Raw genomic sequence first — 3,379 nt, 5'->3', positions numbered from 1 at the left:
TACTTGCTCTGTCCCAAAATGAATAAGTCGCTTGTTTTTTTTCGGTACAGAAGCGTAAAAACGACCATGTATAAGCAAAAAGAAAATGCGAGAGAACCGTTGAGATATAGTGAAAACGAGGCTCTCCACAAAGCCAACTGGAAAAAGGCAAAGATAAGAGCTGTGCTACCAAAAACAGTAAGGAGCCATATTTCTGAGGCTTTCATTTTATAGTCTTTTGCAAACAGTTTTTTCAATATATCTTTTAATACCAAGCCTGAAGCTACCAAATAAGCAAACCACTCTGCGTAGATAATCTGTACAAAATAATTGTTCCAAAGCTATGGATAGGTTTGATAAGGATATATAATTCCCGGGATAAGGATAATGGCAAACAACACAGCAATACTCCATTTAGAAGATCTTGTTAAAGGCGCACCAGGGTTTATAGTTGATTTTAGAAAATAATAAAGAAAAGGTCCGATAAAAAAACATGCTGTAAGGCCTATCTGCAGATAAATTTTAGCAAGTGAGGGATAAAAACTTACAAAAATAGATTTACCTATCCTTAGGCTTATAGCCAGGAGCAATGCTCCAAAAAATAGATTTGACAGATGTTTTTTTTTGGTAAAAAAGAAAAAATAAACGCTCAAAATGAGCCCGTTAAATACGCCTAAAGCACCAAAAAAGAATAAGAGTCCTTTACCAACATCCATATAATCAGTATAGCTTTTACCGATGTAAAATAAGCAGAAAAAATCAATTTTCATTGGCAAGTTTTGGCACACGATTTTTGTGTATTTTTACGGCAAATATTAAGTAATATGTCTTTTACCTCCTTAGGTTTATCGACTGCTTTATTAGAAGCATTGGTAAATCAGAATTTCACAGTACCTACTCCTATTCAACAAACTGCTATACCAGCCATATTAAACAAAAAAGATGTGCTGGGTATAGCTAAAACAGGTTCTGGAAAAACTGCGGGATATGTTTTGCCAATTCTAATGAATTTGCAAGAAACAGCAGGGGTAAAAAATCGCCATGCGAATGTATTGGTTTTAGTACCAACACGTGAACTAGCCGAACAGGTAAAAGATGTTTTTAAGACTTTTAGTAAGGCCCTCACTGTGCCCATTAAAACATTGGCAGTATATGGCGGTGTTTCTATTAACCCGCAAATGATGGCTTTACAAGGTGTAAATGTGCTTGTTGCTACACCCGGCAGGTTATTGGAATTGGTAGAATCAAATGCCGTGCACCTATCTACCATTGAAACATTGGTGCTAGACGAAGCAGATAAGATGCTTAATCTAGGGTTTAAAGAGGAAGTAAACAGAATCATTTCTCTTTTACCTAAAAAGCGCCAAAATATATTGTTTTCTGCTACATTGAGTGATGATTTGCAACACATTCACCAAATCTTACTACATGATCCGGTAGTTATTAAAATTGAGGTTGAAGAAGATTCACTTGACCTTATCAACCAGATAGCGTATATAGTTACAGATGAGAAAAAGGGCCCGTTTTTACGTCATCTGATCAATCATCATGAAATGAAACAAGTGTTGGTATTTGCTTCTTCGGTTCATCAGGTTGATGCCATTGTAAACAAGCTACGTAAAAATAATATTGACGCAAAAGCTGTTCACAGTAAAAAAAGCCAGGGAGCAAGAACAGAGGCTTTATCTCATTTTAAATCTGGTAAACTTAGGGTTTTAGTAGCAACAGATTTAATGGCGAGAGGAATTGACATTAATTTCCTTCCTTTTGTGATTAATTATGAACTTCCAAGGTCACCTAAAGATTATATTCACCGTATTGGAAGAACTGGCCGTGCTGACACACCCGGAGAAGCAATTTCGATGGTTAGTCCTAATGAGCTTCCTCATTTTGAAGTAATTCAAAAAAAGATGGGTAAGAAAGTAAAAACTACTTACCCGGTATGATCTTATAAATCGCACCTTTTTCTTCTTCAATCAGGTTAACAAGCAGATAGATTTCGCCGTTACGATCCTCACCAAAGCTATAGATCTGCCAATTTCCAGGTTCCCGGGAAATAGAGAGTTTTTCCATTTTCCAGAGTTCTTTGTTAATGTCGGTTAATGACCAAATGGTTCCCATTAAATCGCCAAAAACGTATTTACCGAAAAGCTGCGGGAGTTGTTTACCGCGATAAAGAAAGCCACCGGTAACACTGATACCTTCATTACGGCCATAATCGGCTATTGGGTTGATCCAGTTTTTTGGATCAGGATCATTTGGAGATTTAACATGTGTACCTTCCCTAACCCGCCAGCCATAATTTCCACCCTTGGTAACAATATCAATTTCTTCCCAATTCTTTTGACCCACATCTCCGGCAAACAATCTTCCGTTAAGTTTGTCGAAGCTAATCCGCCACGGGTTTCTAAAACCATATGCATAAATTTCAGGTTTTGTATTCTCCATTCCTATAAATGGATTGTCTTTTGGAATGGCATAAGGAAGCGTATTTACATCAATTCTAAGTATTTTACCAAGTAAAGTATTTAAATTTTGTCCATTGCCATAAGTACCGTGCATATCATTATATGCACCGCCATCTCCTAGGCCTATATATAAGAACCCATCAGGGCCAAACTTTAGGTCTCCTCCATTGTGGTTAGATTCAGGTTCATCAATAACCAAAACTTCCCTTGATTTGGTTTTATCAGCCAGATCAGGATTTTCTGTAGAAACTTTGTATTCACGAATAATACTTTGATGGTCTATGCCCGGAGTTTTAGGAACACGCTTGCTAAAGTAAACATAGAACTTGCCATTCTCTGCGTATTGAGGATGAAAGGCCAGCCCCAACAATCCCATTTCATCACTACTTCCCATCATCAGTACCTCATCTGTGAAATCTAAAAAGGGTTTGGATAGAAGTTTACCATTTTTGATAATTCTGATCCGCCCCTTTTGTTCGCAAATAAATAAACTACCAGATTTATCATTTGGCGCCGCAAATGCTGTGGGATATGATAATTGATCGGATATGAGTTGAAGATTGACTTTTACTGGAGATAAGCCGGTTTGTGCTTTAACTCTCGTAATTACAAATAACAGCGCAAATACAATTATTAAGGAGAGGCTTTTTGATTTCATAGTGTTAATATAATGCATTTAATAATTAAAGTATAATTAAATTGGATAGGCTGGATTTTGCAGCATATCTAATTTAAAAGAGAAAGCAACATTACAGTATGTTGTGAATATGATCGTTATAATACAATCGTCATCTCGATTTCTATGACAAAACCAAATCATTTTTATAAATGGTTTGGTTTTTTATGACGGCAAAGATTCTGTGGATTATTTTGTTTCTAACAGCATTCAGGACACTCATTTTGTTTTTACCATCTTGAACCTTCTGTTTATA

The 3,379-nt window shown here is 36.3% G+C and carries 4 protein-coding genes; 2 read left to right on the top strand and 2 right to left on the bottom strand.

The genetic code is table 11. From position 1 onward, the window contains the following. The coding region (locus AC1DG9_RS25295; RefSeq protein WP_477635485.1) for a hypothetical protein at nucleotides 1–213 on the top strand (213 nt) is incomplete at its 5' end. A gap of 107 nt (nucleotides 214–320) precedes the next feature. Here the strand turns inward: AC1DG9_RS25295 and AC1DG9_RS25290 are convergent. Beyond that, the gene (locus tag AC1DG9_RS25290) at nucleotides 321–749 is read right to left on the bottom strand and encodes a hypothetical protein (RefSeq protein ID WP_288879480.1); all 429 of its coding nucleotides are present in this window, start codon (nucleotides 747–749) and stop codon (nucleotides 321–323) included. 54 nt (nucleotides 750–803) lie between these two features. On the opposite strand from AC1DG9_RS25290, the gene AC1DG9_RS25285 reads away from it, so the two are divergent. Then, nucleotides 804–1,925: a DEAD/DEAH box helicase gene (locus tag AC1DG9_RS25285; RefSeq protein ID WP_172663131.1), complete on the top strand. Its 1,122-nt coding sequence runs from the start codon at nucleotides 804–806 to the stop codon at nucleotides 1,923–1,925. Here AC1DG9_RS25285 and AC1DG9_RS25280 read toward each other — a convergent pair. Continuing rightward, nucleotides 1,909–3,105, bottom strand: a complete 1,197-nt coding sequence (locus AC1DG9_RS25280) for a PQQ-dependent sugar dehydrogenase (RefSeq protein WP_288879482.1) — start codon at nucleotides 3,103–3,105, stop codon at nucleotides 1,909–1,911. The two genes, AC1DG9_RS25285 and AC1DG9_RS25280, sit on opposite strands and share 17 nt — an antisense overlap. Nucleotides 3,106–3,379: the final 274 nt, after the last annotated feature.

It is taken from the genome of Pedobacter sp. 05L430 (genome assembly GCF_056397585.1).
The sequence above is the reverse complement of the archived record's forward strand: the minus strand, read 5'-3'. Positions and strand labels throughout refer to the sequence as shown.